Source organism: Streptomyces sp. NPDC007025 (assembly GCF_042869455.1).
In the GTDB taxonomy this organism is placed as follows: Bacteria; Actinomycetota; Actinomycetes; order Streptomycetales; family Streptomycetaceae; genus Streptomyces.
Genome location: NZ_JBIAFT010000022.1, coordinates 20,587 through 41,979 on the forward strand (window position 1 = coordinate 20,587; position 21,393 = coordinate 41,979).

Consider the following 21,393-nt stretch of genomic DNA (forward strand, 5'->3'; position numbering starts at 1 on the left):
CGGCACGGCCGAGGGCCCCGCCGCAGATGCGCGGCGGGGCCCTCGGCTTCGTACGGCAGGACCGCTCAGATCTCGAAGACCTCCTTGATGAGCTGCGCCTGCTCCTCCGCGTGCCGCTTGCCCGAGCCCACGGCGGGCGAGGACGAGGACGGCCGGGAGACGCGGCGCAGCCGGTCCGCGTTCGGCACCGGCTCCGAGCCGATGATCAGGTCGAGGTGGTCGACCAGGTTCAGGGCGATGAACGGCCATGCGCCCTGGTTGGCCGGCTCCTCCTGGGCCCAGATGTACTTCTCGGCGTTGGAGAACCGCGCCATCTCGGTCTGGATCTCCTTTCCGGGCAGCGGGTAGAGCCGCTCCAGCCGGATGATCGCCGTGTCGGTCAGCCCGCGCTTGGCCCGCTCGGCGTCCAGGTCGTAGTAGACCTTGCCGGAGCAGAAGACCACCTTGCGGACCTTGGCCGGATCGATACTGCCGTCGTCGACCATGGTGTCGCCGAGGACCGGGCGGAACCCGCCGCTGGTGAACTCCTCCGTCTTCGAGGCCGCCGCCTTCATCCGCAGCATCGACTTCGGGGTGAAGATGACCAGCGGCTTGTGGTGCGGGTTGTGCACCTGCCAGCGCAGCAGGTGGAAGTAGCTGGAGGGCAGGGACGGCATCGCGACCGTCATGCTGTTCTGCGCGCAGAGCTGCAGGAACCGCTCGATCCGGGCCGAGGAGTGGTCCGGGCCCTGGCCCTCGTAGCCGTGCGGCAGCAGCAGGGTGACCCCGGAGGTCTGGTTCCACTTCTGCTCGGCCGAGGAGATGAACTCGTCGATGACCGTCTGGGCGCCGTTCATGAAGTCGCCGAACTGCGCCTCCCACATCACCAGCGCGTTCGAGCGGGCCAGCGAGTAGCCGTACTCGAAGCCCATCGCCGCGTACTCGCTCAGCAGCGAGTCGTAGACGTTGTAGCGGGCCTGGTCGTCGGAGAGGTACAGCAGCGGCGTGTAGTCGTCACCGGTGTTCTGGTCCAGCAGCACGGCGTGCCGCTGGCCGAACGTGCCGCGGCGCGAGTCCTGGCCCGCCAGCCGGACCGGCGTGCCCTCCATCAGCAGTGAGCCGATGGCGAGCGTCTCCCCCATGCCCCAGTCGATCGTGTCGTCCTCGACCATCTGCGCGCGCCGCTGGAGCTGCGGCGTCAGCCGGGGGTGGACCGAGACCCGCTCGGGGATGTTGACCTGCGACTCGGCGATCCGCTTGACGACCTCCTGGCTGATGGCCGTCTCCACGTGCACCGGGAACTCCGCCTGCGGCGCGGGGACCTCGGCCGGTGCCGGCGCCGAGGTGGCGTCCCGGACCTCCGTGAAGACCTTCTCCAGCTGGCCCTGGAAGTCCTGGAGCGCCTGCTCGGCCTCCTCCAGCGTGATGTCGCCCCGGCCGATCAGCGACTCGGTGTAGAGCTTGCGCACCGAGCGCTTGCGGTCGATCAGGTCGTACATCAGCGGCTGGGTGAACTTCGGGTTGTCGGTCTCGTTGTGACCGCGGCGCCGGTAGCAGAGCAGGTCGATGACCACGTCCTTGTTGAACGCCTGCCGGTACTCGAACGCCAGCCGCGCCACGCGGACGACGGCCTCCGGGTCGTCGCCGTTCACGTGGAAGATCGGCGCCTCGACCATGCGGGCGACGTCCGTCGAGTACATCGAGGAGCGCGCCGACTCGGGGGCCGCGGTGAAGCCGACCTGGTTGTTAATGACCACGTGGATGGTGCCGCCGGTGCGGTAGCCGCGCAGCTGCGACATGTTGAGCGTCTCGGCCACCACGCCCTGGCCCGCGAAGGCCGCGTCGCCGTGCAGGGCGAGTGGCAGCACAGTGAAGTCCGTGCCGCCCTTGCCGATGATGTCCTGCTTGGCGCGTGCGACGCCCTCCAGGACCGGGTCGACGGCCTCCAGATGGGACGGGTTGGCGGTGAGCGAGACCTTGATCTGCTCGCCGTCCAGGCCGGTGAAGACGCCCTCGGCCCCCAGGTGGTACTTCACGTCGCCGGAGCCGTGCATCGACTTCGGGTCGAGGTTGCCCTCGAACTCCCGGAAGATCTGCGCGTAGGGCTTGCCCACGATGTTCGCCAGCACGTTCAGCCGGCCGCGGTGCGCCATGCCGATCACGGCCTCGTCCAGCCGCGACTCGGCGGCCGCGTCGATCACCGCGTCCAGCAGCGGGATGACGGACTCGCCGCCCTCCAGCGAGAACCGCTTCTGCCCCACGTACTTCGTCTGCAGGAACGTCTCGAACGCCTCGGCGGCGTTCAGGCGGCGCAGGATGCGCAGCTGCTCCTCGCGCTCCGGCTTGACGTGCTGGAGCTCGACCCGGTCCTGGATCCACTTGCGCTGCTTGGGATCCTGGATGTGCATGTACTCGATGCCGGTGGTGCGGCAGTACGAGTCGCGCAGCACGCCCAGGATGTCGCGCAGCTTCATCATGGACTTGCCGGCGAAGCCGCCGACCGCGAACTCCCGCTCCAGGTCCCACAGGGTGAGCCCGTGCTCGGTGATGTCCAGGTCGGGGTGCTTGCGCTGCTTGTACTCCAGCGGGTCGGTGTCGGCCATGATGTGGCCGCGCACCCGGTAGGAGTGGATGAGGTCGAAGACCCGCGCCGCCTTGGTGACGTCGTCGTCGTGCGAGGCGTCGATGTCCTGGTTCCAGCGCACCGGCTCGTACGGGATGCGCAGCGCCTTGAAGATCTCGTCGTAGAAGCCGTTCTCGCCCAGCAGCAGGTTGGCCACCTGGCGCAGGAACTCGCCCGACGCCGCGCCCTGGATGACGCGGTGATCGTAGGTGCTGGTCAGCGTCATCACCTTGGAGACGCCGAGCCGGTTGAGGGTGTCCTGCGAGGTGCCCTGGAACTCCGCCGGGTACTCCATCGCGCCGACGCCCATGATCAGGCCCTGGCCCGGCATCAGGCGGGGCACGGAGTGCACGGTGCCGATGCCGCCGGGGTTGGTCAGCGAGCAGGTGACGCCGGAGAAGTCCTCCATCGTCAGCTTGTTGTTCCGGGCGCGGCGGACGATGTCCTCGTACGCCTGCCAGAACTCGAAGAAGGTCAGCGTCTCGGCCTTCTTGATGCCCGCCACGACGAGCTGCCGCTCGCCGTTCGGCTTCACCAGGTCGATGGCCAGGCCCAGGTTCACGTGGTCCGGCTTGACCAGAGTGGGCTTGCCCTCCTTCTCGGTGAACGCGTGGTTCATCGAGGGCATCGCCTTCAGCGCCTGCACCATGGCGTAGCCGATCAGGTGCGTGAAGGACACCTTGCCGCCGCGGGCGCGCTTGAGGTGGTTGTTGATGACGATGCGGTTGTCGAACAGCAGCTTCACCGGGACCGCGCGCACGGACGTGGCCGTGGGCAGCTCCAGCGAGGCGTTCATGTTCTTGGCCACGGCCGCTGAGGGGCCGCGCAGCGCTACGTACTCCGGTCCCTCGGCGCTCTCCGCCTCCGCCGCCTTCGCGCCGCCCGACTGCGCGGGCTGCTGCGCCGCCGGCTTGGCGGGCGCGGCCTGCTTCGGCGCGGGCTGTGCCTGCTTCGGCTGTGCGGCGGCCTGCTTCGGCGCGGCGGCCTGCGCCGGCGCGGGTGCCCCGGCGGGCTGTGCCGCGGCCTGTCCGGACGCGGCCGACTGCTGGGCCGGGGCGGCCTTGGCTGGCGCCGGGGCGTTGTCCCGGGGGGTGCCCGCGCTGTTCGGCGCCGTGCTTCCGTCGGAGGACTCCGGCTGATAATCAGCGAAGAAGTCCCACCAGGCTCGGTCTACCGAGTTCGGGTCCTGGAGGTACTGCTGGTAGATCTCGTCGACGAGCCACTCGTTCGGGCCGAACGACGGGCCGGGGTCCTTGCCCGGACCGTCCTTCCGTTCCGTGGTGGTGCTCGATGAGCTGTTGGGGGACTGTGACGACACGGCGGCAACCGCCCTCTTCCGCTTCCTTAGGTGGTGGACAGCGGAAATAAAGGCTACGCCTCTCCGGACGATTGGTGGAGTCCGGGCCGCTCTTGGTCACGTACATCACATCGCGGCGGCGGTTTCGGGGCGGAATTTGGCGGGAATCACTCCCGGTTCCGCCTCGGCACCGGAACCGGGCAGCCCCTATTTCGCGTCTGCGGGGTTTCACCTGCGAGGCTACGTCAAACCTGCGGCTCACTCGTCCCCGGAAGGGTGAGCTGGATCCGGCAACCGCGGGGAGATTCGGCCACTCTGATCCGGCCCCCGTGCAGTTCCACCGCCCACCGGGCTATCGCCAGCCCCAGCCCGGTGCCGCCTCCCGGGCTGATCCCGCCCCCCTTGCGCCCGGTGGCCGACTCGGTGCTGTGCGTGCCGTTGAAGCGGTCGAAGACCCGGTCCCGCTCCGCCTCGGGGATGCCGGGCCCCTCGTCCAGCACCTCCACCTCCAGGCTCCCGTCGCCCTCGGCGGCCGCGCCGGGCCTGGCCCGCACCGTGACCCGGCCGTGCTGCGGGCTGTGCTTCACGGCGTTGTCGATCAGGTTGGCCACGACCTGGTGCAGCCGCTCGGGGTCCGCGTAGGCCCGCAGCTCGGGCGGGGAGACGTCCAGGTGCAGATGGACGTCCTTGCGGTAGTGGCCCGAGCCCTTGCTCATGTTGGCCTCCTTCAGCACCCCGGCCAGATACGGCCACACCTCGAAGCGCCGCGAGCCCAGCGGAACCACTCCGTTGTCCAGCCGGGAGAGGTCCAGCAGGTGGTCCACGAGCCGGCCCAGCCGCTCGGTCTGCGACAGAGCGGTGCGCATCGTCTCCGGATCGGCCTCCGAGACCCCGTCCACCACGTTCTCCAGCACCGCGCGCAGTGCCGCGATCGGGGTGCGCAGCTCGTGCGAGACATTGGCCACCAGCTCCTTGCGGTGCTGGTCGACGGCCTCCAGGTCGGCCGCCATCCGGTTGAAGTTCGCAGCCAGCTCACCGAACTCGTCACGCCGCTCGCCGCGCACCCGCCGGGAGTAGTCGCCCCCGGCCATCGCCTTGGCCACGCTGCTCATCTCGTCCAGCGGCGCGGTCAGCGACTGCGCCACGAACTGGGTGATCAGCAGCGAGGCCACGATGGAGATGATCGTGATGACGCGCAGCTCGGTCGCCGACTGCACGGCGAAGAGCGCCAGCAGCGTGGTGATCACCACGGAGACGATCACCAGCCAGCCCAGTGCCGCCTTCACCGACCGGTACGGGTCGACCGGCCGCAGGCCTTCCCACAGCTGGGACCAGGCCTCGGCGCCCTGCCGCGCCGCCGCCCTGCGGCAGCGGACCAGCGCACGGCCCAGGAAGCGGACGATCCGGCGCACCCACGAGCGGGTGCGCGCCCGGAGGGAGACGGACACGGAAACGGACACCTCGCTCCGCCCTCCGGCCGTCAGGAACTCTCCGCCGCGGCGCCCGTGACCGGTGCCGGCGCGCCATCCGGGTTGCCCGGCGTCTCCAGCGCGTAGCCGACTCCGTGCACGGTGCGGATCCGCTCCGCGCCGATCTTGCGGCGCAGCGCCTTGATGTGGCTGTCGACGGTGCGGGTGCCGGAGGCGTCGGCCCAGTCCCACACCTCGGCCAGCAGTTGTTCGCGCGAGAGCACCGCGCGGGGTGAGTGGGCCAGGCACACCAGCAGATCGAACTCGGTGGGTGTCAGGTGCACGTCCTCGCCGGTGACCCGGACCCGCCGCTGCGCGTGGTCGATCTCCAGCTCCCCGAGCCGCAGGATGCCGCTGCGCGGCGTGTGCGCGGCCAGAGTGGCCCGCTCGACCCTGCGCAGCAGCACATGCACGCGGGCCGCGACCTCGCGCATGGAGAAGGGCTTGGTCATGTAGTCGTCGGCGCCCACGCCGAGACCGACCAGCATGTCCGTCTCGTCGTCCCGCGCGGTCAGCATCAGCACCGGCACCGGCCGCTGGGCCTGCACCCGGCGGCAGACCTCCAGGCCGTCGAATCCGGGCAGCATCACGTCCAGCACCAGCAGATCCGGCTGCCAGGCCTCGGCGGTGTCCACCGCGGCGGGTCCGTCCCCCGCGGTCTGCACCTGGAAGCCCTCGGCGCGCAGCCGCCGCGCGAGGGCGTCCACGATGGTGGGGTCGTCCTCCACGACGAGGATGCGGCGCTGCGCGCCCGGGGTGGTCGCGGCGGCAGCGCCGCCAGGTGTCTGAGTGGTGTTCTTCTGGTCCATGCGACCCCGCCCCTGTGGCTCTTCCGGCTTTCCTGGGACAGCAGCGTAAGGGCCTGCTACGGGCCTCGGCTACGCCGGTCGGGCCGCGAAGTGGACCACGTCGGGGACGCCTCGGGCGACCGGGATCTCATCCGTCCGAACGCGGCAGAAGCCCGCATTGCGCAGAGATCCCTCGAATGCGGACGACGGCTGGGCCGACCACACGGCAAGGATCCCGCCGGGTGCCAGAGCCGCGCGGCAGGCGGTCAGCCCGGCGGGGGAGTAGAGGGTGGAGTTGCCGTCGGTGACCGTCCACTCCGGGCCGTTGTCGATGTCCAGACACAGCGCCTCGAAGCGCGGCCCGGTCTCGGCGGCCCGACGCACGTAAGCCACCAGGTCGGCCTCCACCAGTTCGGTGCGCGGGTCGGCCAGCGCCGGTCCGGAGATGCCGGAGAGCGGTCCGCCGCGGTGCCAGTCCAGGATCGCGGGCTCCCGTTCGACGACCGTCACCCGGCCCCAGCGCGGCTCGGCCGCCGCTTCCGCCAGCGAGAAGCCGACCCCGAGGCCGCCGATGAGCAGCCGCGGGCCGGCGGGGCGGTCCGGGCCGTCCGCGGGCTCGGAGGGAGTCACGGTCCGCCCGGCGTGGTCCTCCCCGCCCTGGGAGAGCTCGTCCAGGGCCGCACGCACCAGCAGCCGTTCCGAGCGGCCGTCGGAGGTGTCCATCAGGAAGCAGCCGTTGGCGATGATCTCGAAGTGTGCACCGCGCTGCCGCAGGACCACCTCGCCGTACGGGCCCGAGCGCCGCTCGAGGGTGACTGTCTCCTCCGGGGCGGCTGAGCGGGACACGGCGGTCGCGGGGTTCGACATGGGAGCAGCGTAGGACGGCCGGGGCGATCCGATGAGAATGATCACGTCAATCGCACCCCGGGGCGGGGCGTTCCGCGGGGCTGCCCGTCCGCCGTGCGCTGTCCACGCCACGTCCGGGTGGTGCGGCGGGGTACGCGTCCCGGCGCCGACGGGCGCAGCCGCGGGGGGCCGGGCGGTCGCCGCTCGTGCCGGGGGCCGGGACGATCGCTCACGGCGAACACGTCCTCCCTCTCCTCGGGGAACATCAGCAGCCTCAAAAGCATTGAGCGTGTATTACTCAACTTGCCTGCCTAGGGAGAGATCATGGCTGCTGAGTCCCTGGAGTCCACACCGCTCACCCTGCCCGTGCTTCCCATTGACGCCGAGGACGGTGTCGTGCTGCCGGGAATGGTGGTGCCGCTGGAGCTCTCGGACAACGATGTGCGGGCCGCCGTCGATGCCGCGAAGTCCGCCGCCTCGGACGCGCCCGACGGGGAGAAGCCGCGCGTGCTGCTCGTCCCGAGGATCGAGGGCAGCTATGCGGAGATCGGCGTCGAGGGCCGGGTGGAGCAGACCGGCCGCCTCGCGGACGGCGACCCCGGGGCGCTGATCCGCGGACTGCGCCGGATCCGCGTCGGTACCGGGACGACCGGGCCCGGGGCAGCCCTGTGGGTCGAGGGCACGCCCGTCGCCGAGACCGTGCCCGACCCTTCCCCGGCCTCCGGCCGGGGAGCCCCCGAGCCCGGCCAGGTCGCCGAGCAGATGAAGGAGTACAAGGCACTCATCACCGACTGGCTGCGCAAGCGCGGCGCCTGGCAGGTCGTGGACCGGGTGCAGCAGATCGACGACGCCGGCCAGCTCGCCGACAACGCGGGCTACTCCCCGTTCCTGTCCATCGAGCAGAGGCTGCGGCTGCTGGAGACCATCGACCCCGTCGAGCGGCTCCGGCTCGCCATCGGTGCGCTGCGCGAGCACCTGGCCGAGCAGGACGTGGCCGAGTCCATCGCCAAGGACGTCCAGGAAGGGGTGGACAAGCAGCAGCGCGAGTTCCTGCTGCGCCGCCAGCTCGACGCGGTCCGCAAGGAGCTGAGCGAGCTCAACGGCGACCCGGAGGACGAGGGCGAGGACTACCGTGCCCGCGTCGAGGCCGCCGGACTGCCCGAGGAGGTCGAGAAGGCCGCCCTCAAGGAGGTCGACAAGCTGGAGCGCTCCAGCGACCAGTCGCCCGAGGGCAGCTGGATCCGCACCTGGCTCGACACCGTCCTGGAGATGCCCTGGAACGAGCGCACCGAGGACGCCTACGACATCACCAGCGCCCAGAGCGTGCTGGACGCGGACCACGCCGGTCTGCAGGACGTCAAGGAGCGCATCACCGAGTACCTCGCCGTCCGCAAGCGGCGCGCCGAGCGCGGACTCGGTGTCGTCGGCGGACGCCGCGGCGGAGCGGTGCTGGCACTGACCGGACCTCCCGGGGTCGGGAAGACCTCGCTCGGCGAGAGCGTCGCCCGTGCGATGGGCCGGAAGTTCGTCCGCGTCGCGCTCGGCGGCGTCCGGGACGAGGCGGAGATCCGCGGCCACCGGCGCACCTACGTCGGTGCCCAGCCGGGCCGGATCGTCCGGGCCGTCAAGGAGGCCGGATCGATGAACCCGGTCGTGCTGCTGGACGAGGTCGACAAGGTCGGCTCCGACTTCCGGGGCGACCCGGCGGCCGCGCTGCTGGAGGTGCTGGACCCGGCGCAGAACCACACCTTCCGGGACCACTACCTGGAGGTCGAGCTCGACCTGTCCGACGTCGTCTTCCTGGCCACCGCCAACGTCCTGGAGGCCGTGCCGCAGCCGCTGCTCGACCGGATGGAGGTCGTCGAACTCGACGGGTACACCGAGCACGAGAAGGTCACCATCGCCCGCGATCACCTGCTGCCCCGGCAACTGGAGCGGGCCGGACTGGAGAGCGGCGAGGTCGTCATCGAGGAGCCCGCGCTGCGCAAGCTCGCCGCGGAGTACACCCGGGAGGCAGGCGTCCGCTCGCTGGAGCGGTCCGTGCAGCGGGTGCTCCGCAAGGTCGCGGCCAAGCACCAACTGGGCGAGGCGGAACTGCCCTACAGCGTCGGGGTGGACGCGCTGCGCGAGTTGATCGGCCGTCCCCGGCACACCCCCGAGGCCGCGCAGGACCCGGCCGAGCGGCGCACCGCGGTGCCCGGCGTGGCGACCGGACTGGCCGTCACCGGCACCGGGGGCGACGTGCTCTTCGTCGAGGCGTCGCTGGCCGACCCCGAGACCGGCGCCTCCGGGCTGACCCTGACCGGACAGCTCGGCGACGTGATGAAGGAGTCCGCGCACATCGCCCTGTCCTACCTGCGCTCCCGCGGCGCGGAACTGGAACTGCCGGTCGGCGATCTGAAGGAGCGCGGTATCCACCTGCACGTACCGGCGGGCGCCGTGCCCAAGGACGGCCCCAGCGCCGGTGTCACCATGACCACGGCTCTGGCCTCGCTGCTGAGCGGTCGCCAGGTGCGGCCCGAGGTGGCGATGACCGGTGAGGTGTCGCTGACCGGCCGGGTGCTGCCCATCGGTGGCGTCAAGCAGAAGCTGCTGGCGGCGCACCGGGCCGGGGTGACCACGGTGGTCATTCCGAAGCGGAACGAGCCCGACCTGGACGATGTTCCGGCGGAGGTGCTGGAGGGCCTCGACGTCCACCCGGTCTCCGACGTCCGCCAGGTCCTGGAGCTGGCGCTGACACCCGCGCAGGCACCTGCGAGGGAGGCGCCGGTCGCGGCGTGACGGCCGCGACCGGCGCAGAGTGGCCCCCGCCGGACGGCGGGGGCCACTCCCATGCGCGGTATGACGGAACTGCTCAGCCTCCGTTGGCCAGAACCTTCAGACGGGTCATCGACCCGTTGAAGTAGTCGTGGTCACCCACGGTCGGGCCGCTGGAGGTGTACTGCCAGAAGGTGTAGAAACCCCACCCGGCCGGGAGGGTGCCCGGCGAGGAGGCGTAGCGGGCGATCCAGAGCGGGTTGGAGTTCCCGAAGGCACTGCTGTTGCCGGTGCACTGGGTCCACCAGCTCGTGGTGGTGTAGATGACCGCGTCGCGGCCGGTCCGCGCCTTGTAGGTGCTGGTGAAGTCCTTGATCCAGTTCACCATCGCGCTCTTGCTCAGGCCGAAGCAGGTCGCGCCGTAGGGGTTGTACTCGATGTCGAGCACGCCCGGCAGAGTCTTGCCGTCCTTGCTCCAGCCGCCGCCGTTGCTGGCGAAGTAGTTCGCCTGGGTGGCGCCGCTGGAGGAGTTGGGCAGCGCGAAGTGGTACGCGCCCCTGATCATGCCCACGTTGTAGGAGCCGTTGTACTGCTGGGCGAAGTAGGGGTTCTTGTAGCTGGTGCCCTCGGTCGCCTTGGAGTAGGCGAAGCGGACCCCGCTGTTCCACAGTGTCGACCAGGCGACGTTCCCCTGGTGGCTGCTGACGTCCACGCCGTGGACCGACGCGAGCAGGCCGGCGCGGTTCTTGTCGGGCTGGGTACCGTCGGTGGAGTCGCCCTCGTGCATCCGCACGCCCGCGCCCATCCAGGCTTCGCCGCGCTTGGCGGGTGCCTTGGGATTGCCGCGCAGGCCCTCGGTGCTCTTGGCCGATTCCGAGGCCTTGCCAGGTGTCGTGGCCTTGGCCGACTTCGTACCGCTGTCCCCGCTGCCGGAAGCGGCCGAGGCCGCGCCCGGAAGCGCCAGGACGAGTGCGAGAAGGGAGACGAACATCCCGATGACAGCCGCGGTTCCGCGTCTGCGACGGGCCGTACCGGATCTGAAGCTGGGCATCGCTGCCTCCGGAGCCTCGGTGGTGGGGGTCTGGTACGTACGTAGTATTTACCGGTGTGGGGGGTTTTGCTCTGCGACGCGCGGGAGCAACAACACGCCACTGGTGTGGTCATGTCAGGGCGAAGGTACGCGCGTAGACCGGCCACGCGGAAGACGCCCCGCCCGCTGCCGTTGGTCTACTCCTGCGAAATACTGGCGGAGCTGCGACTATCGGGCTCGCTGGAGATAAGTTTCTTCATGGAAAACGCCGGAGGCACCACTGACGTGCACAAGAAGTCCACAGACCCCGCGGGCCACGAGGACCCGGCAGAGCCGTTCGGGCCCGAATGCCTCGATGTCGAACGGGAGTTGGCCGTCTTCCTGCGCCGCGCCCGCGCCTCCTCGGGCGAGATGGCCCGCCAGGTCCACCCCGACCTGGAACCCGCGGCCTACGGACTGCTGGTCCGCCTCGAGGACGCGGGCGAGCAGCGGGCGACCGAACTCGCCGCCTACTTCGGGGTCGGCAAGGCGACGATAAGCCGCCAGCTGCACGCGCTGCTGCAGCTCGGCCTGGTGGACCGGCGCACCGACCCAGCGGACCGGCGCGCCTCACTCGTCCGCCTCACCGCGGAGGGCCGGGAGCGGTTCACCCGGGTACGGGACGCGCGGCGCCTGTCCTACGCCCGCAAGCTCGCCGCCTGGGACCGCATGGAGATCGCCGAGCTGGCCCGCCTCCTCCACCGCCTGAACTCGCTGGCCGACCAGGACGAGTAGCAGTGAGGGCGAGCAGCCGCGGACATCGGGGAACCGGAGCCCCGCGGCAGCTCTACCGGTCTACCGACCCGCGCTCGCGCCCACCGCTCCCCGCAGCTCACTGCGCAGCTCGGGTGTCAGCACATGCCCGGCCCGGCCGACGAACAACCCCATCTGGTAGCCGACCGCGGCCATGTCGCAGTCGGCCGCGGCATGCACCCCCAGCAGCGAGCCGTCCCCGACGGCCATCACGAGCAGCGCGCCCTCGTCCATGGAGACGATGGTCCGCTTCACCACACCGGCCTCCATCAGCTCGGCCGCGGCGAACGTCAGCGAGGCCACCCCGGACACCAGAGCGGCCAGGTCCCCGCTGGTGCCCCGGGGGCCGGCGGCCGGCCGTCCGCCGCGCCGCCGCACCGGAATGCCCGCCCGTGTGGCGCCCGCCTCCTCGCGGGCCGCCGCCGGGGTCCCCGCGCCCTGCCCCGCGTACGCGGGCTGCTGCTCCCGGAGCCCGGCCTGCTGCTCCTGGCGCCGTCCCTGCTCGGCAACGACGACGGAGCGGCCGTAGCCGGTCCCCAGGGCGGAGGACCCGTGCTCGACACCGAGCGCGGGGTCGGACGCGAGCAGCAGCAGGCCGTCGGACGAGACGACTGCCACGGACCGGATACCCGGGACCTCTTCGACCAGTTTGCCGAGCAGCCGGCGAAGGTTACGTGCCTCCGCGCTGCCGGACGTGCCCGTGTTGAGCGGGTTCACCTACGTGCCTCCTCGGCGGTACCACCGTCAAGCTGCGCCCCCGCTCGCTTTTCCGCACTGCTGATGTCCTCGGGCTGCTCGCCCCGTGCTTCCCGTTCGCTTCCCCGGCCCTCCCGGTCCCCCGGAGTGTCCTGCTGCTCGTGCCGGTCCTGCGGCTCCGGTCCGTCATGGGCCTCGTGCGCTTCCCGCACATCCTGCCCGGCGGGCCGATCCTGCGCGTCCTGCCCGTCGTGCGCGGCGTGTTGCTCCTGTTCCCGGAGCGCCGCGGGCCGGTTCCGCTCGTCGCGCGGCGTGTCCTGTCCGGTGCGTTCGTCGTGCCCGGCGTGCTCGTCGTGCCGGATCCGTTCGGCCTCGGGTGAACCGGCGGGAGAGGGGACTCTGGCCGTCGACGGCGCGGCCTGCGCTCCCGCGTCCCGGAGTCCCTCACGGGCCCCCTGCTGGAACCCGTCGAGCCTGCGGCGCAGCTCCTCAGCGGTGGTGCCGCCGCGCGGATGAGGGACGGCCGACTCGCGCGGCGTCTCCCTCCGCACCCGCTGCGGCAGGCCCGGATGGGTGAGGGGACCCCGGGGCTCGGCCTGTCGCGCCTCCGGCCCTGCTGCACCGGCGCCGGAGACATCCGCCCCGGATGCGCCGGCCCCTGATGTGCCCGGTGCCGCCGCGCCCGCCGGGGACGCGGCCGCCCCCGGCCAGGCGGCTGCCCCGGCCGCGGCGGCGTCCGGCTTCTCCCGCCGCTCCGGCTGCTCCGACCGCGCGTGCACCTGCTCGTCGGCCTGAGGGTGCTCGTCCAGGGTCCGTGCGTGGTCCTCAGCTTCGAGTGGCTGCTCCGCCCCGTCGCCGTTGCCGGGCAGCAGGGTCCGGGGCACCGTCACCTCGGCGACGGTGCCGCCCGCCTCCCGGCCGCGCAGCTCCACCCGGATCCCGTGCCGCGCCGACAACCGGCCGACCACGTACATCCCCAGGCCCCAGCCGCTGCTCGCCCGCAGCGCCTCGGCCTCGGCCCCGGTCCGCGGTTCGGCCAGCCGGGTGTTGAGCTCGGCGAGCTGCGGCTCGGGCACGCCCCGGCCCTCGTCCTCCACGGACACCAGGGCAGCGCCGCCCTCAAGCAGCCGGGCGCTCAGACGCACTCCGGATCCGGCCGGGGAGAAGCCCGCCGCGTTGTCGAGGAGTTCCGCGATCAGGTGGCTGAGATCGTCCGCGGCGGATCCGGCGATCCGTACCTCCGGCGCCGGGGTCCCGAGCTCCACCCGCTCGTACTCCGCTATCTCGCTGACAGCCGCGCGCAGCACGTCCAACAGCGGCGCCGGGGCCACGTCCGCGGACGAGTCATGGCGTCCGGTACGGTCCGTATCCGCCAGCAGCAGCAGATTCTCGCTGTGCCGACGCATGCGCGTGGCCAGGTGGTCCAGTTTGAAGAGAGTGTCGAGCCTGTCGGGGTCGGCCTCCCTCTCCTCCAGTCTCTCGATGATGCCGAGCTGGTGTTCGACCAGTGTGAGGGTGCGGCTGCCCAAGTCGGCGAACGCGCTGCGGTCCGCCGCCGCGCCGTCCCCCGCGGCCGCGTGCGCACTCGCGCCGATGCCGTCCGGAGCACCCGGAGCCGCCGTCTGTGCCACGGCCGCGCGGTGCGGGGTCGCGGCGGGCGACTGCTCGCGCGCCGCTCGGAGTTCTTCCCGCAGGGCGTCGCACTCCTCACCCAGCAACTGGTGGCGCTCGGTCAGTTGCGCCTTCTCGACCGCGAGCTGGTCCTGTTCCTGCTCCGCGCAGGCCGACCGGCGCCGCAGGTCGACCGCGGTGGACCGCAGTGTGTTGAGCGCTCGCACCACGTCCGCGAACTCGTCGTTGCGGCCGCGGAAGGTGATCGGTTCCTCGCTCACCGGATCCTTGAGGAGCCGCTGCGAACCGCGCTTGAGCACCGAGAGCGGGCGGGTCAGCGAGCGGGCGACCGCGACACTGACGGCGACGGCGAGCAGGAGGCAGCCGCCCACCAGCCCGGCCCGCAACTGCAGTGCCGTCACGTCGTCGTCCCGCAGCTTCTCCAGCCGCTCGGTCTCCGCTGCCGCGAACGACGACTGCACCCCGCGCATATGGGCGAGGCGGGCCGAGACGGCGCTGTCGAACCGCTCCCGGTCCAGCGCGCGCGCTCCGGGAGTGAGCCGGTTCTGCGCGGTGAGGGACTTCAGGTAGCGCTCGGCGACGTTCACGTCCGTACCGTTCACGGTCGTGCGATAGCGGTCGCGTGCCGCGGTGTCGGCCGTCTCCTCGAAGTCCGCCAGGGCCGCCTGTTCCCGGACCCGGGCCTGCCCCGCCGCCGTGACCAGCGCGCGCTGGTCACCTTGCCCCGCGAGTGCCGCTTCCAGCAGCCCGCGGGTGGCCGACGCCTGGTCGACCGCGCGGGCCAGGTCGGGGAGGGCCGCCGCCGTCCGGTCGGCCGCCCGCGCGGGCAGACCGTCGGCGATGCCGCGGGTGAGGTTCCGGAGGGGCTGGATGATCTCGGAGTAGGCGTCGTAGGAGTCCAGCGCGTCGCCCTTGCCCGCCAGCGCGCGCTTCCGGACCCCGGGCAGCTTCTCGAGCGCCTCGGCGACCGAGGACGGGGAGGCGGACGATCCCGCGGGGCCCGACGGCGCCGCTGCCGCTGCCGTACGCAGTTCGCGGGCCAGCCGGTCCACCCGGTTGCGCTGGGCCTCGCTGACGCCCGTGCCGCTGTTGTCCCCGCCGCCACCCGCGGCGTGGCGTTCGACCATTCCGTCGCGCTCGTCCGCGAGGGAGTGGGACAGGGCGATGGCCTGCTGGTCGAGCCGCGCCAGGTCGACGAGGTCCTGTGCGTCGGCGGCGTCCCGGGAACCGGCGACGAGGGTGGGCGCCCCGGCAGCCACCACGGCCACGGCTCCCACCGCGACGCACACCAGCAGCCGGTTGCGCGCCCGCGCGCGCCGACGTCCCGTAGGGGTGAGGTTCTCCGTGTCCGCCGCAGCGGGGGGTTCCGCGCTCCTTGTGGCCTCCGCGTCCCCGGTGGCGCCGGTGCCGGTCGCCGTCGCCTGGGGAACGTCCGCTTTGAGACGTTGCTTCTTCCGCACCCGCACTCGCAATCTCGTCCCGCCTCTCCCGGAGCCCGGGCGGCACAGTCCAACGTGTGTGGCGAGAGGGTGGCCCCGCCCCCGCGCCGGCACCCTCCGCGTCCTTCCGTCCCCAGCTACCTCTCCGGGCCCCTGGACGCGCGGTGCTCGGCAGCGGTGTCCCCACACTCGACGACCGACCTTGGCAGTGCGCTCCTGAGGCGGGTGAGAATCCCCTGCTGGGCCACCCGAAGGAGTGAACATCACTCCTCGGTGGCGGAACAACTCGGCCCGAGCCGGGCGATGTCCGTCCTCCGGGCACTGGTTGGAAATCCGCGCGCGGTCCTGGCAGGATGCCTGCCGCACTGTGCGGAGGAATAGGTTCCGTTCGGTGTCCGAGCGCTTTCCGGCCTTCCCGGCCGCCCGCGTACCCGGGAGCGGCTCCGGGCGGAGGGCTCCCGGTGCCCTCCCGGCCCGGCGGACGGCCGGGTGCGCAGTGAGCGGCACGGCCGTCCGCCGGCCCTTCGGTGCTCCGCCGTCGGGCAGACTGCGGAGCATGCGCATCGACATGGTCACCGAGCCCGGCAGCCCCCAACGCCTCAACGAGGACTACATGTCGGCCGCCGTTCCCGCTGCCGACGGCGGCGGGGTGCTCGTGGTGCTGGACGGTGTCACCCCGCCGGAGGGGGACGGCTGCCGTCACGGGGTGCCGTGGTTCGTTGCGCGGCTGGGGGGCGCGTTGCTCGAACTGGCGGGGACTCGCCGGGACATGTCGCTGGCCGAATGCCTCGGTGCCGCCGTCGTCCGGACCGCGGACGCTCATCGCGGCACATGTGATCTTTTTCACCCCCGTACCCCTCAGGCAACCGTCGTCTCCGCCCGCTGGGACGGGGAGCGGGTCGAGCATCTGGTGCTGTCCGATTCCGTGCTCCTCCTGGAGGCCGCCGACGGCACGGTGCACCCGCTCCAGGACCGGCGACTGGCCGAACTGCCCGCCACCGTCCGCGACCTGCGCGACCGGGCCCGTCTGACCGGCGAGGAGGCCGACCGGACGGCCTACGTGGACGCCGTCGAGGCGCTGCGCAACGCGCCGGACGGCAGGGGCTTCTACACGGCCGCCACCGATCCGGGTGTCACCGCCTACGCCGTGACGGGCAGTCACCACAGGGGCGACGTCCACGCCCTGCTCGCCGTCACCGACGGCGCGGCCCGCTGGACGGAGACCTTCCACCTCGGTGACTGGGCCGGACTCCTCGCCCTCGTGCGCAAAGAAGGGGCGCGCGCGCTCGTCCAGCGCGTGCGGGCCGCCGAGTCGGAGTCGGCACCCCGGCGCGGCAAACAGCACGACGACGCCACGGTGCTGCTCGCCGAGCTGGACTGAGCCCGGGGACGTCACCGCCCCCGTGGGCGAGCCCCGGGCCGGGGCCCCTTCCGCCGCGCTGGGCCGCGCCAAGGCCGCCCGCCTCACGTGCGCCGTCCGTCCGGTCGTACCGCGCCGATGGGCGGGTCCACGGCGAGCTCGGTCAGCCGGACCTCGCCTCCGGGACGTGGGGCCTGCACCACGCGGCCCCCTCCCGCATACATGGCCACATGCGTCGCACCTTCGAAATAGATCACCAGATCGCCCGGGCGCAGTTCGTCCAGCCCCACCTTCGGCAGCCGACGCCACTGCAACTGGCTGGTACGCGGGATCTCCCGGCCCGCATGGCGCCACGCCTGCCGGGTGAGCCCGGAGCAGTCGAAGGCCCCCGGTCCCTCGGCACCCCACACATACGGCTTGCCGATCTGCTCCAGCGCCCAGTCGAGCGCCTTCCGCCCCTGAGCCGAAGCGGCCCGGCTTGCGCCGCCGGGATCCAGCGTGCCCCCCGCCACCAACCTCTGCTGCGCCGCGTCCGTGCGCTCGCCTTCGAGGGCGTTCAGGCGGGCGAGCTGCTCCCCGGTCAGCGACGAGAGCAACCCCTCGACCTTCCGCAGCCGGTTGCGCACCTCGTCGCGCTGGTGCTTCTTGCGGTCCGCCAGCCGCTCCTGCCGAGTCACCGCCGCACGTGCCTTGCGGACCGCGGCCGTGTGCCGGCGCTGGCCCCGGGCGAGCCTGCCCAGCGTGTCCGCCTGGTCATCCGCCGCCCGCTGGAGCAGGTGCCCCCGATCGAGCAGCCGGTGGGGATTCCGCGTGAGCAGCATCCGCACCGCGGAGGGGATTCCCGTACCCCCGTTCCGGTACTGCTGCCGGGCCAGCTCACCGGCACGCCGCCGCTCCCGCGCCAGCACCGAACGGGCCCGGCCCAGTTCGGCCTGTGCCCGCCGGGCCGTCGTACGCTGCGCCTTCAGTTTCTCCGCCGTGCCGTTGTACGCCTCCGAAGCCTCTTCCGTGCGTTGGTACAGCACGCTCAGCTCGCCCAGCAGTTCCCCGACGGACCCGTGCCGCGCGCTCGGCGGACCCGGTTCCGGACCCGGCTGCCGAGCACCGGGCGCTCTCGCCCCCGTCGCCGGGACCGCACCGGCGTCCACCACCGTGCCGGGCACCAGCGCGGCCGCGGCCGCCAGCACCAGCCCCGCCGGCATCGCACCGGCCCTCGACCGGGCAACCGCGCCCGGCCCTTCTCCGCGCGCCCGTCGCGCCCCGGTCTTCCGCAACACCCTCAACACCGCGCACCTCGTTCCCGAGCGGCGTCTCCCCGTCCTCGACCGCTCTGCCGCGATCGTGGCACGGCCGCGACCCCCGGCTCAGGGCGAGCTGCGCGGCTGGGCGCACGGCTCTCACCCGAACGAGAGGCCGCCGTGCCCGCACCCCGGCCCGGCTGCGGCTCTTCCTCCCATCAGGCGGCAGTGGGGTGCGGCCTGGTCTTCACCGGGCCGAGGCGCTTCATGGCTGGTCGGAACAGTGCTCTTGAAGGGGTGCGGTTCTCGGGGCGCCGAAAGCGCCCTGCCCATACCTCCACCCCTGCGCCCTGTCCAGGGACGGCGACCAGCTCCACATCACCCGAACGTGTGGGACGCTCGCCCTCCCCCCGCCAGCTGCGTCCGGCGGAGGTCGAGCCGCCTTCGAGGACAGAGGTACGGAGGTGCTGCCGGCGGTGGCCGAGGGCAGCTGCTCAGCGGCTCCGGCCCCGACGTCCGATCAGCGCCCTTGCCGTGTCCGCGAGTCGGCCGATCTCATGGAGATACGGGTCCGGAAGCCACTCCCGTGCCGGACGTGTCGCGGTTCCGGAGAGGTCCAGGGAGCGGGCCAGGGATTCCGGATGCGGGCGGGACTCGGGGGTCTTGTGCAGGCACGCCAGCAGCGGCACCCACAGCGCGTCGGGCACCCCGGACAGGTCTGGGGCCTCGTCGGCAGCGGGCAGCGGGCTTCCCGCGAACGGGTGCCGTGCGCTCGCCGCCAGCGCCAGCACGGTGCCCAGCGCGAAGACGTCCCCGGCCCTGCCCGCCGATGCCCCCGAGCCGGAGCTGTCCAGCGCGAGACCGTGGTCCACGAGGCACGGCCCGGTGGCCGTCAACAGCACATCCGAGCCCCGCAGACGCCCGTGCGCGGTTCCTGCCGCGTCCAGCGCGGCCAGGGCCCGGGCGAGGCCGCCGCCCAGCGCGCGGACCGACATCTCCGGCAGCGGGCCGTAGGCGGCGACCAGCGCGGACAGCGGCACGCCCGGCACGAAGGCCTCGGCGGTCCACGGGTGCTCACTGTCGAGTTCGCAGCCGAACGCGTCGGCTACGAAGGGGCTGTCCACTGCTTCCGCGATCCGGGCCGTCCTGCGGCGCAGCCGCGCCCGCAGCTGCCGGTCGCGCAGCAGTTCGGGCCGAACGGCGCGGACCGCCGCCGCCCGCTTGCGCCCGCCTCGCCCCGGGGCGCCCTTGGCCAGGTAGACACCGCCCGCGTCGCCGTGTCCGAGAATCCCGAAGAGCCGGAAGGGGCCGAGCTGCCGGGGATCCGTCTCGCGCAGCCGCGCGATGCCTTCGATCACGCCAGCAGAAAACCCCCTCTTCGCCGTCCTGTCCAGGCTGATCGCGCGCCCGCGGCCGGAGCCGGCGCATCCGGTGGCCGGCCTTCCGGAGGGCGTCGAACCCGGCGGGGCTGTTCCCGGGCCGCCTTCCCCGCGTAACCGCGAGCACCGCCTCCAGCCGGCAGCGTCGCTTCCTGTCGGCAGCACCGCCTGCTGCCGGCGATGCCCCCGCGCCCCGACGCGGCCGCCCGCACCGTTGCCACCGGTACCTCCGTGCACCTCAGCCGCCACCGGTGCCGCCGTCGCGCCAGCCGGGGCCGGCGCCCGTGCCGTCCGGTCTCCGTGCCGGCACCGACCGGTCTCAGCGTTCGCGCCGCCTGCGCCATGGCAACCGCTGCAGCGGGCCCTTCGCAGGTCGCCCTCCGGGTTCGTAGACGTACGCCCAGCCCCGGGGCAGTCCCAGTCTGTTCAGCCCGGCAGGCTCCAGCCGGTAGACATGGACGACGGTCGGGCCGCCCGCCGGATCCGGTACCGGTACTTCGTAGCTGCGCGGCGGTCTGCCGGTCGGGCCTAGCGGCACCGACAGCGTCCGCCCGTCGAGCGGCCCGCCGCGGAAGTTCGTCTCCTCGCTGCGCACTGCCTCAGTTCCCTTCGGCCGCGCGGGCGGTGGCGGCGTGTGCCCGCAGGCCGCCGGGCGCCGCGTCGACCGCCGTGTCGGCGGTGCCCGCGTGCGCGTTCCCCGCGGCCGCCGCGGCGCCCGCGCGGCCGGTGGCTCCCCCGCCGCGGCAGCCGGACGCGTCACCGTGAGCGGGATCCGGACCGCACGGCTGGCTGAGCCGGCGGGCACCGGGGCCCTGTTCGGCGAGCCGGTCCTGCGGGTTGGCCAGCGCACACGAGGTCAGTGACAGGCAGCCGCAGCCGATGCAGTCGGTGAGGTGGTCGCGGAGCTGCTCCATGAGGGCGATCCGCTGGTTGAGGTCCTCCCGCCAGCACTCCGAGACGGCTGCCCAGTCCTCGCGCGTCGGCGTCCGGCCCTCCGGCAGCAGGGCCAGCGCCCCGCGAATGGCGGAGAGGGGGAGGCCGAGCCGCTGCGAGGCTTTGATGAAGGCGACGCGGCGCAGGGTGTCGCGGCTGTAGCGCCGCTGGTTGCCCGAGGTGCGGCGGCTGCGGATGAGCCCTTCGCGCTCGTAGAAGCGCAGCGTCGAGGTGGCCACGCCCGCGCGTTCCGCCAGTTCTCCGACGGTGGCTTCCGGGGCCTTCCATGAGAGCTGAGTCGGCATGGCCGCAGCCTAGCTCAGACTTCAAGCAATCTTTAAGTCTCGGCCGGTCCCATGGGGCCGGGGAGCAGGTGACCGGACTCCGCGACCACCGGCAGCACTCTGCTGACCAGGTCTGCGACGGCGCCGTCCGGCTCCTCCAGGGCCAGCGCCCGCCGGGTCGCGGCCGCCGTCCGGGCGTCTCCGGCCGCCGTGGCGGTCAGGACCGCGACGAAGTGGTCCACCAGCCAGTCGCGCAGCTCCGGCAGCGGCGGCTGCTTGCCCTCGTCCAGCCAGATCAGCGAGGCCGCCTCCACCGCCGAGATCCATGTGCGCACCGCCATCCGCAGCCGCGGCGACCCGCGGCCCCCGCCGTCCCCGTCCGCCGCCAGGTGGGCGAGGATCTGGTCGGCCGCGTCCCTGCGGACCTCGTCGACCATGGCGTCCGTCCGGGAGGTCTCCACCACGCTGCCTCCCTGGAGCAGCGCCATGAACCCCGCGTCATGCTGGTCGACGAAGCCCAGGTACCGGTCGAGGGCGCGGGCCAGGCGGGTGGTCAGGGGCCCGGTCGGCGGCTCGGAGAAACACTGTTCGAGCTGGTCGGCGGCGCTGCGCAGGGCGGCTTCGTAGAGCTGCTGCTTGCCTCCGGGGAAGTACCGGTAGACGAGGGGCCGCGACACCCCGGCGGAGGCCGCGACGTCGTCCAGCGACACGTCCTCGGGGGGCCGGTGCGCGAACAGGCCCAGTGCGTGTCCGAGCAGTTGGCTGCGCCGCTCCTGCACACTCAGCCTGCGATACGCCGGGGCGGTGCCGCTGCTGCTCATGCATGGCAGCGTAACCGCCCGGCGGCCACC

The 21,393-nt window shown here is 72.6% G+C and carries 15 protein-coding genes; 3 read left to right on the top strand and 12 right to left on the bottom strand.

Annotation, left to right across the window (positions count from 1 at the left end):
• Nucleotides 1–65 precede the first annotated feature (65 nt).
• The 4 genes from ACFYMO_RS31080 to ACFYMO_RS31095 all read right to left on the bottom strand — a co-directional run bounded on the left by ACFYMO_RS31080 (nucleotide 66) and on the right by ACFYMO_RS31095 (nucleotide 7,023).
• Nucleotides 66–3,920 carry a multifunctional oxoglutarate decarboxylase/oxoglutarate dehydrogenase thiamine pyrophosphate-binding subunit/dihydrolipoyllysine-residue succinyltransferase subunit gene (locus tag ACFYMO_RS31080; protein ID WP_366774712.1) on the bottom strand — a complete coding sequence of 1,285 codons (3,855 nt, stop codon included), beginning with the start codon at nucleotides 3,918–3,920 and terminating at the stop codon, nucleotides 66–68.
• A gap of 224 nt (nucleotides 3,921–4,144) precedes the next feature.
• Nucleotides 4,145–5,290 carry a HAMP domain-containing sensor histidine kinase gene (locus ACFYMO_RS31085; protein ID WP_366774725.1) on the bottom strand — a complete coding sequence of 382 codons (1,146 nt, stop codon included), beginning with the start codon at nucleotides 5,288–5,290 and terminating at the stop codon, nucleotides 4,145–4,147.
• Between the two features lie 89 nt (nucleotides 5,291–5,379).
• Nucleotides 5,380–6,177 carry a response regulator transcription factor gene (locus tag ACFYMO_RS31090; protein ID WP_019354560.1) on the bottom strand — a complete coding sequence of 266 codons (798 nt, stop codon included), beginning with the start codon at nucleotides 6,175–6,177 and terminating at the stop codon, nucleotides 5,380–5,382.
• Nucleotides 6,178–6,246: 69 nt separating this feature from the next.
• Nucleotides 6,247–7,023, bottom strand: a complete 777-nt coding sequence (locus ACFYMO_RS31095) for a spermidine synthase (RefSeq protein ID WP_366774711.1) — start codon at nucleotides 7,021–7,023, stop codon at nucleotides 6,247–6,249.
• Between the two features lie 303 nt (nucleotides 7,024–7,326).
• On the opposite strand from ACFYMO_RS31095, the gene lon reads away from it, so the two are divergent.
• The gene (gene lon, locus ACFYMO_RS31100) at nucleotides 7,327–9,783 is read left to right on the top strand and encodes an endopeptidase La (RefSeq protein ID WP_388550707.1); all 2,457 of its coding nucleotides are present in this window, start codon (nucleotides 7,327–7,329) and stop codon (nucleotides 9,781–9,783) included.
• A 73-nt stretch (nucleotides 9,784–9,856) separates the two neighbouring features.
• Here the strand turns inward: lon and ACFYMO_RS31105 are convergent, their stop codons facing one another.
• Nucleotides 9,857–10,810, bottom strand: a complete 954-nt coding sequence (locus tag ACFYMO_RS31105; RefSeq protein ID WP_366772952.1) for a lysozyme — start codon at nucleotides 10,808–10,810, stop codon at nucleotides 9,857–9,859.
• A gap of 237 nt (nucleotides 10,811–11,047) precedes the next feature.
• Between ACFYMO_RS31105 and ACFYMO_RS31110 the strand changes: the two genes are divergently transcribed.
• Nucleotides 11,048–11,563 (top strand): MarR family winged helix-turn-helix transcriptional regulator, encoded by a 516-nt coding sequence (locus ACFYMO_RS31110; protein ID WP_388550710.1) that lies wholly within the window; start codon nucleotides 11,048–11,050, stop codon nucleotides 11,561–11,563.
• Nucleotides 11,564–11,623: 60 nt separating this feature from the next.
• Here the strand turns inward: ACFYMO_RS31110 and ACFYMO_RS31115 are convergent, their stop codons facing one another.
• Complete coding sequence (locus ACFYMO_RS31115) at nucleotides 11,624–12,298, bottom strand: roadblock/LC7 domain-containing protein (RefSeq protein ID WP_388550713.1); 675 nt, start codon at nucleotides 12,296–12,298, stop codon at nucleotides 11,624–11,626.
• Nucleotides 12,295–15,369 carry a nitrate- and nitrite sensing domain-containing protein gene (locus ACFYMO_RS31120; RefSeq protein ID WP_388550716.1) on the bottom strand — a complete coding sequence of 1,025 codons (3,075 nt, stop codon included), beginning with the start codon at nucleotides 15,367–15,369 and terminating at the stop codon, nucleotides 12,295–12,297. Before ACFYMO_RS31120 ends, ACFYMO_RS31115 begins: the two co-directional genes overlap by 4 nt.
• A gap of 535 nt (nucleotides 15,370–15,904) precedes the next feature.
• Between ACFYMO_RS31120 and ACFYMO_RS31125 the strand changes: the two genes are divergently transcribed.
• Nucleotides 15,905–16,729, top strand: a complete 825-nt coding sequence (locus ACFYMO_RS31125; protein WP_366772949.1) for a protein phosphatase 2C domain-containing protein — start codon at nucleotides 15,905–15,907, stop codon at nucleotides 16,727–16,729.
• 83 nt (nucleotides 16,730–16,812) lie between these two features.
• Here the strand turns inward: ACFYMO_RS31125 and ACFYMO_RS31130 are convergent, their stop codons facing one another.
• The 5 genes from ACFYMO_RS31130 to ACFYMO_RS31150 all read right to left on the bottom strand — a co-directional run bounded on the left by ACFYMO_RS31130 (nucleotide 16,813) and on the right by ACFYMO_RS31150 (nucleotide 21,363).
• Nucleotides 16,813–17,910, bottom strand: a complete 1,098-nt coding sequence (locus ACFYMO_RS31130; RefSeq protein WP_388550719.1) for an NlpC/P60 family protein — start codon at nucleotides 17,908–17,910, stop codon at nucleotides 16,813–16,815.
• Between the two features lie 530 nt (nucleotides 17,911–18,440).
• Entirely contained in the window at nucleotides 18,441–19,304 is an 864-nt protein-coding gene (locus ACFYMO_RS31135) for a hypothetical protein (protein ID WP_388550721.1), read from the bottom strand.
• A 340-nt stretch (nucleotides 19,305–19,644) separates the two neighbouring features.
• Nucleotides 19,645–19,920 carry a hypothetical protein gene (locus tag ACFYMO_RS31140; protein ID WP_388550724.1) on the bottom strand — a complete coding sequence of 92 codons (276 nt, stop codon included), beginning with the start codon at nucleotides 19,918–19,920 and terminating at the stop codon, nucleotides 19,645–19,647.
• 4 nt (nucleotides 19,921–19,924) lie between these two features.
• A complete protein-coding gene (gene soxR, locus ACFYMO_RS31145; protein ID WP_388550727.1) occupies nucleotides 19,925–20,563 on the bottom strand; it encodes a redox-sensitive transcriptional activator SoxR in 639 nt (212 codons plus the stop codon).
• A gap of 32 nt (nucleotides 20,564–20,595) precedes the next feature.
• On the bottom strand, nucleotides 20,596–21,363 hold the full coding sequence (locus ACFYMO_RS31150) for a TetR/AcrR family transcriptional regulator (RefSeq protein WP_366772945.1): 768 nt from the start codon (nucleotides 21,361–21,363) through the stop codon (nucleotides 20,596–20,598).
• Between the last annotated feature and the right edge of the window lie 30 nt (nucleotides 21,364–21,393).

Excerpts from the sequence above, each read along its gene's own strand:
- ACFYMO_RS31090 (WP_019354560.1), bottom strand. The coding sequence starts at position 6,177 with ATGGACCAGAAGAACACCACTCAGACACCTGGCGGCGCTGCCGCCGCG.
- ACFYMO_RS31095 (WP_366774711.1), bottom strand. The coding sequence starts at position 7,023 with ATGTCGAACCCCGCGACCGCCGTGTCCCGCTCAGCCGCCCCGGAGGAG.
- lon (WP_388550707.1), top strand. The coding sequence starts at position 7,327 with ATGGCTGCTGAGTCCCTGGAGTCCACACCGCTCACCCTGCCCGTGCTT.
- ACFYMO_RS31105 (WP_366772952.1), bottom strand. The coding sequence starts at position 10,810 with ATGCCCAGCTTCAGATCCGGTACGGCCCGTCGCAGACGCGGAACCGCG.
- ACFYMO_RS31110 (WP_388550710.1), top strand. The coding sequence starts at position 11,048 with ATGGAAAACGCCGGAGGCACCACTGACGTGCACAAGAAGTCCACAGAC.
- ACFYMO_RS31125 (WP_366772949.1), top strand. The coding sequence starts at position 15,905 with ATGCGCATCGACATGGTCACCGAGCCCGGCAGCCCCCAACGCCTCAAC.
- ACFYMO_RS31130 (WP_388550719.1), bottom strand. The coding sequence starts at position 17,910 with ATGCCGGCGGGGCTGGTGCTGGCGGCCGCGGCCGCGCTGGTGCCCGGC.
- soxR (WP_388550727.1), bottom strand. The coding sequence starts at position 20,563 with ATGCCGACTCAGCTCTCATGGAAGGCCCCGGAAGCCACCGTCGGAGAA.
- ACFYMO_RS31150 (WP_366772945.1), bottom strand. The coding sequence starts at position 21,363 with ATGAGCAGCAGCGGCACCGCCCCGGCGTATCGCAGGCTGAGTGTGCAG.